Annotated in this window: 5 protein-coding genes; 4 read left to right on the forward strand and 1 reads right to left on the reverse strand. The window is 59.0% G+C overall.

Features of this window, described 5'->3' with window-relative positions; translation table 11 throughout:
- The first annotated feature begins 163 nt into the window (after window positions 1-163).
- From L3J03_05920 to L3J03_05935, 4 genes are all read left to right on the forward strand, one after another.
- Entirely contained in the window at window positions 164-2,068 is a 1,905-nt protein-coding gene (locus L3J03_05920) for a glycosyltransferase family 39 protein (protein ID MCF6290512.1), read from the forward strand.
- Window positions 2,069-2,153: 85 nt separating this feature from the next.
- Complete coding sequence (locus tag L3J03_05925) at window positions 2,154-3,089, forward strand: glycosyltransferase family 2 protein (protein MCF6290513.1); 936 nt, start codon at window positions 2,154-2,156, stop codon at window positions 3,087-3,089.
- 53 nt (window positions 3,090-3,142) lie between these two features.
- Entirely contained in the window at window positions 3,143-3,913 is a 771-nt protein-coding gene (locus tag L3J03_05930) for a class I SAM-dependent methyltransferase (protein MCF6290514.1), read from the forward strand.
- A gap of 14 nt (window positions 3,914-3,927) precedes the next feature.
- Entirely contained in the window at window positions 3,928-5,625 is a 1,698-nt protein-coding gene (locus L3J03_05935; GenBank protein ID MCF6290515.1) for a glycosyltransferase family 39 protein, read from the forward strand.
- Between the two features lie 87 nt (window positions 5,626-5,712).
- Here the strand turns inward: L3J03_05935 and dinB are convergent, their stop codons facing one another.
- Window positions 5,713-6,873 carry a DNA polymerase IV gene (dinB, locus tag L3J03_05940; protein ID MCF6290516.1) on the reverse strand — a complete coding sequence of 387 codons (1,161 nt, stop codon included), beginning with the start codon at window positions 6,871-6,873 and terminating at the stop codon, window positions 5,713-5,715.
- Window positions 6,874-7,119: the final 246 nt, after the last annotated feature.

Consider the following 7,119-nt stretch of genomic DNA (forward strand, 5'->3'; position numbering starts at 1 on the left):
GAAGACGGTCCCTGGGCCCCGGGAGGACGGAATGAGCGCTTGTACTCATCCCGGTGATATTGTATCTTGTTTTATTCCGGTATGTTGTCCAGCAACGCACTCCTGTTTGTTATCGGGTCGGTCCCCTGGGGAAGGGGGGCGATCAGGAAAATCGTGACCTCACATGCCAGGTAGAAATCCACGTCCAGCAGCAGGGTCGCCTATCGCCTTTTACAGCGGTTTTGTCTTGCTCCTGCTTTTTGCGGCAATACTCCGGTTTCATCATATCGGTTATGAAAGCCTGTATATGGATGAGGTGCGGCAGGTTTCCTATTATCCGCATTCAGTTACCCGGATCGTCCTCGAGGCCGCCTCCAACCAGCAGCCGCCCCTGGATTTCCTGATCGGCCATTTCATCTGGTTTTTTTCCCGGTCCGATGCCGCGGTCCGCATGCCGGCCGCCCTCTTCGGGATCGGCGCCATCTTATTACTGGTAATCCTGGTTGCCCGGATATGCAGTTGGCCGGTGGCGTTCGGCACCGGTCTTCTTGCCGCGGTTCTGCCCTATCATATTTATTTTTCCCAGGAGGCCCGGCCCTATTCCATTGTGATCTTTTTTCTCCTCGGGCTGATCTGGTCCCTGGACCGGTTTCTGGCGGGTGGGCCGGGCCGGGGAAAGGGATGGGCCGGTTTCCTGCTCCTCTGGTTTTTTGCCACCTGTTTTCTGCTGTCGCGCACCGTGTCCCCGGTGGTGCTGTTGACCGTGTTAAGCTGTTTGCTGGCCGGAGAATGGGTCCTGGCCCGCCGTTGCCGTGTCAAGGGAGGAGGTTCCGGACAGAGCGGACAACTGGGGCTCGCCCTTGTTGCCTTTGGTTTTGCCTTGCTGATCTATCTGCCCTTCCTGTGGATCGTCTTAAGCGCCAGCAGACGTTTTCTTGCCAATGGTACGGCAGGGTTCGGGATCAGTACCATTGCCGCCGGGATAAGGAATTTTGATCCGTTGCTGATCTGGCAGGCCTTTGTGGTGCAGCTTGACCCGCTGGCCATGCCGGTCCTTATCCTGCTTTTCCTGGTGCCGCTGTCCATGTACGTCAGCCCGCGGCTTCGAACCAGCCGTCTCCTGACCCGACTGGTTCTCCTGCTTCCCTGTACCGTGATTCTGCATGTTTTTGTCATGCAGGCGAAAGCGCCCTACTTTTTTCGTGCCCCCTATGCCACTTATATGTTTCCCTTGTGCCTGATCCTGGCCGCGGCCTCTTTCCAGGGGCTGTGGGACGGCACGGCGAAGTTAAGCAGGGCAGGGCCGGCCCGGGCGGTGTTGCTTCTGGCCTTTTTCTGCGCCGTTGCCTGGGCAACGGCCGCCACCGTGACGATGAAGTCGGTCAGAAAAAAAACCGACTGGCAGGGGCTGGCCGGGTATATCAGTAGTTCCCTTGACCGGAATAAGCTGGTTTTTTTTGACAGCCTGTATCCCTATGGCGGCTGGGAGCCGACCTATTACGGTTTTTCCCGTTATTACCGGGGCGGAGCGGCCCATCTGTCATCCATCCGGGACATTCCACGTCTTGCCCCGGCCCTGGCCCGGGCAGCCCTGGAGCCGGTGATTGTCCTCTTTCAGAGAAGGGAATATTATCTTACCCCGGACTCCAGTTATCCCTTTGTCCCTTTTTCCGGGCAGGAGAGTCACGCGGTGGACTATGGACTGGCCCGGGCCGAACCCGGTTTGTTGATCGATCATTTTGTTGGTTTCACTGTTGTCAGGCCTGCCCGGCCAAGCGGCAACCTGGCCCTGGATACTTACCGGATGCTCAAAAAAATGCTTCCAGCCCTTCCCCTTGATGCGACGACGGTTGAACTTTACCTGGCCGTGGCGGGTCTGGAAAAGGGGTTGGGGCTGCCCGGCTGGGAAAAGACCATGGAGATGGTCGCTCCGCTGGTGCCCCCTGGGGAGCAGGAGCGGTTTGCCGCAACCCGTGCCCTTATTGCCGGCTTGCCTGCCCCGGCGGGTGCCGGGGAAACGCAAGGGGCGCCAGGCGCCGGCGGCTCGGGCCGGCCCCGGGGACCGGGACCGGCCGCAACGAAGAAATGAAAGGCGTTACTCCGGCAGGGCAGGGGCCCGTCCCCATGGCGACTTTCATCTTAAGGGCCCGGGTAGCAACCAATGGGGTTGGGGAATGGATAACATAAAAAAGGAAATGGGTATGGAGGGAACTGAAGCTCGCCGATCATTGGAAGCCGGTGTTGGAGAGACACACGGGCTCTCCCTGGTGATTCCGGCGTTTAACGAGGAAAAGGGGATTGTCGGAGTGGTCCGGCAGATTGTCGAGGTGGGGGGGAGGCTCGGCCTGCCCTGCGAGATCATTGTGGTTGACGACGGATCCACCGACAGCACCCCGGCGAAACTGGCCGGACTTGCCGGGATTCGACTGGTCCGGCACCAGCGTAATGCAGGGTACGGAGCAGCGCTGAAGAGCGGGATCCGGGCTGCCAGATACAACTGGATCTGTATCACGGATGGTGACGGCACCTATCCCAATGAAAAGATACCGGATCTGCTGGCTGCCATGGATAAAAACGATATGGTGGTCGGTGCCCGGCTGGGCGCGGCGGCCAGGATTCCTCTAATCCGCCGGCCGGCCAAGTGGCTCCTTAATAAACTGGCCAACTATCTGGTCCAGCACCGGATCCCGGATCTTAATTCCGGGTTGCGGATTTTCGACAAACGGATTGCCCAGCGTTTTCTCAATATCCTGCCGGATGGATTTTCCTTTACATCAACCATTACCCTGGCCATGCTTTCCAATAACTACCGGGTGCTTTATCTGCCCATTGAGTATCATGTCCGGACCGGCAAATCGAAGATTCGGCCGATCCATGATACCCTCAACTTTCTCCAGCTGATTGTCCGGACCATTCTCTACTTTGACCCCCTGCGGATATTTCTGCCGGCCGGGATCTCGCTGATCCTGGTATCCACGGTGCTGTTCGGCCTCAGGCAGTTGCAGGGCGGCGGCTACGGGGTGACCATCCCGATGTTCCTGCTGGCCGGTATTCAGGTCCTGGCCATCGGTATGCTGGCTGATCTGATCGATCGAAGGATGAAGCCGTAACCGGTGTCCGGCCGGACCGGACGGTTTTGTTCAAGTCCAAGGAGCAGGAAGAAATGGTCTTGTCCAGAGAAGAACAGGATCGAGCCCTGTATAACAGTATTGCGGCTCTGTATTGCCGAAAGGATGTTGTTCCATCCTCTGCCCTGGCCAGGAAGGATAAGCTTTTTTTTGCCTTGGCGCCGGTCCTGAACCTGGGCCGCAGCCTGGGCGTCCTGGTTGAAATCGGCTGCGGGGTGGGGGCCACGGCCACCTATCTGCAGGGGCGCTATGATCGCTATATTGGTATTGATCAGTCCGAGGAGCTGATTATAAAGGCGCGTCTATTGAACTCCGGCATCCCGCATACGGAATTTATCGCTGCCAATATTAAGGAGCAGGACTTGGAGCCTGGCTGTGCTGATCTGATTTTTGCCGGCGGGGTGTTTCATCACATGACCGAACTGGACCGGGTTATGGACAGCCTGCGCCGGCTGGCCAGGCCCGGGGCCTTCCTGGTGGTGATTGAACCCCAGAATTCCAATCCGGCGCTCGGTTTCGCCCGTTTTGTCCGGGGGCTCCTGGACCCGTCCTATTCCCGGGACCAGGTCTTTTTTTCACCCGCCTTTCTCCGCGATCTCTTTGCCCGGCACGGGATGGTCAATGTTGCCGTTGATTTTCACGGTTATTTCTCCACCCCCTTTGCCGAGGTGATCATGCAGCCGCAGTTTCTGTTCAAGCCCCTGGCCGAGAGGGCGGTTGCCGTTGACCATCGGCTGGCCCGGAGCCTGCCGCCGAGGTTGCGGAGGATGAGTTTCAACGTGGTTGTATCCGGCAGATTCTCATAGGGATGACAGCGCCGATGAATCAAGATAGTTCTCAAGACTCCTGGGTCGGCTGCTCCAGGAGTGAGTTTCTCCTGCTGGCCGTTGTGATGGCCCTGGCCATGCTGCTCCGCCAGATGATCCATGTCCGTCTTTTCCCGGACAGCGTTGATTATCTGACCATTGCCCGGAACATTCTCTCCGGGATCCATCATAACGGTGATATCTCCCTGATCCGCTACCGTCGCGCCCCCCTTTATCCGCACCTGGTGGCCCTGCTCTCTTTAGGGGAAACAGCGCCTGCCTATCTGGCCGAGGTGGGCCGCCAGGTGTCCATTCTGGCCGGCACCCTTTTTCTTTTCCCCCTTTATTTCCTGGCCCGCCGGCTGACCGGGAAATATGGGGCCTTAACCGCCCTGTTCCTGGCAAGCATCATCCCGGAGTTTGTCTACTACTCCGGCACTATTCTGACCGAGTCCCTGGCCGCCCTCCTGGTCGGGTGCGGCATGGCATTGCTCTGGGTGCTTACCAGCCGGCCCGAAGAGCAGGGGAGCGGGCCGCCGGGCAAGGGGTATCAATATGGGCTGCCGGCCCTGCTGGGAGTTCTGCTGGGGCTGGCCTTTGTCGCCCGATTCGCGGCAATCGGTTTTCTGGGGCTCGGGCTGGTCTGGTTTAGCGTCACCCGGACAGTGGATGGCGGCGGGTTCAGGGGTTGGCTCAAAAGGGTGGCAATACCGCTGGTCCTGATCATTGCTGGTTTTTTTACCGCCATTTCTCCGCACCTGCTCTATCTGCACAATGAAACCGGTCGCTGGACCCTGGCCGTTGATCCGGCCAGCGTCAACATTGAAAATTTGGCAAAGGCCGGGGCCGAGACCCGCTATTCCAGGGAGTATGAAAGTCGCGACGCGCTGGCCCCGGACGCAGAGCATTTCATCTGGGAGCAGGAACCCGGCCAGGGGGTTTTCTCGATGATGCGCAGCCATCCTGGCCCCTATGCCCGGGCATACTTCAACACCCTGTTCCAGGGTTATCTGGCGGACACTGCGGAACTGCCATATCCGGTGCCGGTGCTGATCCTGGTTCTGCTGGGTCTGGTGGCCTGGATTTTAAGGCGGAAGTATCGCGAGATCCTGTTCTGCCTGTGGGGGTTTGGCGGATATTATCTCTTTCTGGCGCTTTTTCTGAACCTGCGGGACCGGTACATGTTTTCCGCCTATCTCTTCCTGCTGCTGGCGGCTGCGGCCGGCGGGGCGGTTCTGATCGATTTGGCCGTCGGTTCCCCCCATGGAGAGCGGCCCCGGGGGAAAAAGCGGCGAATACGCGCTATCCTGCTCTACGGCATCCTTTGCCTGACTATGCTGCCGGGCACACTGTCTTTCATTAGAACGCAGAATTCCTGGGACAACAGATATCTGTTTGAAGAACTGGGCGCAAGGATCGGCCAGGATATCGAAGCCAATGCATTGGTCTTCGACCGGACATCCCATGTTCCTTTTTATGCCGGCGCGGTTACCGCCACCCTGCCTGCGGGCAGGATTGAGGATATTATCCACTTTGCCAGGGTGCGCGGTATAAAATACTGGATCGCTTCCAGCCGATATATTCCGGCCTTAAGGCCTGGTCTCGCTCCCCTGCTCGACTTTAAGGACCCTCCCGCCGGGCTGGAGCTTGTCAACGCCTATGTTGACAAATATCGGCAATTGACCGTTGTCTATCATATTCTGCCGAAGTAAGTCCCGCGATCATACCCCTGCGTTCTGATCGGAGTGCCGGCCGGCCTGGTCGATATGCAGGAAGAGGGTGGCGGTGGGTCGCTTACGTCAATGGTCCAGCAAGGCGCCGGGCAGGATGGCGGTGGTGCCGAACCTGTCCTTGATCCTATCCAGGGCGGTGTTGAGTTGTCTGCGTCTGGCCGGGTCGCTGGGATCGGGGAAGAGGGGCAACTGCACGGTATGGTCCGCCTTGAGCTGGGAGAGAGAAAGCCCCAGGAGCCGGACCGGCTGGCGGCCGGCCCTGGTTTTATCCAATAACCGGCATCCCTGGTTCCAGATCTCCCGGGCGTCGTCAATGGGCGCGTCCAGGGTGATTGAGCGGCTGACCTGCTGGAAATCATGGTACTTGACCTTGAGGGTGAGGGTTCGCCCCGCGAGACCCGAGCTGCGCAGCCGGCGGGCCGTTTTTTCGGCCAGGGCCAGCAGTTCCTTGTGGATGCGGTCGAGATCGATCAGGTCGGCTGCAAAGGTCTCCTCGTGACCCATGGACTTGATCTCTTGCCGGGGCCGGACCGGGCGGCAGTCGATGCCCCGGCTGGCATGATAGAGATAGTCCCCCTGCTTGCCGAATTTAGCGGTCAGTATCTTCAAGGATATCCGGCGCAGATCTCCGATGGTGCGGACCCCGAGCAGGGTCATGGTTTTCTGTGCGGCCGGACCAACCCCCCAGAGCCGCTTGACCGGCAGCGGAGCTAGAAACTCTTCTTCATCACCCGGCCTGACCAGGGTGAGCCCGTCCGGTTTCTTGTAATCAGAGGCAATCTTGGCAATCAGCTTCGAGCCTGCCACCCCGGCCGATACGGTGAGCCCGGTTTCCTGGTGAACCTCTTTTCTGATCCGTTGGGCGATCTCTTCGGCCGGGCCGAACAACCGGATGGAGCCGTTGACGTCGAGAAAGGCCTCGTCCAGGGAGAGCGGTTCGACCAGCGGGGTAAAGCGCTCGAATATGCGAAAGATCCGGGCTGATACCTCACGGTAGCGGTTCAAGCGCGGGGGCATGAACAGGCCGTCCGGGCAGCGCCGCATGGCCTCGGCCATGGGCATGGCCGAATGGATGCCGAATTTTCTCGCCTCATAAGAAGCGGCTGACACCACCCCCCGTTGCCGGTTGCCGCCGACAATCACCGGCTTATCCCGCAGCTCCGGGTTGTCCAGGACCTCCACCGAGGCAAAGAAGGCATCCATGTCAAGATGGATGATCGCCGGCATGGTCTGCTCCTGGTTTGTTTTTGAGGTTGCGGCTGAATAGCCGGGGTAGTGCCGGGGATCGGGACGGCCCCGGTCAAAACCGTACTCTATTCGTAATGATCCCGGTAAACATTCAGTAACCCCCTCCTGTCGGGAAAGGGGTCTTCTTCTACCAACGGCCGCTCCATTGAGAAGGGCCGGCTGTTCATAAACAGGCTATCAAGCAGGAACTCGCTTCGCCGCAACGGCGATTCGGAAGCCATAAGC

This window comes from Desulfobacterales bacterium (assembly GCA_021647905.1).
Classification (GTDB): Bacteria; Desulfobacterota; Desulfobulbia; order Desulfobulbales; family BM004; genus JAKITW01.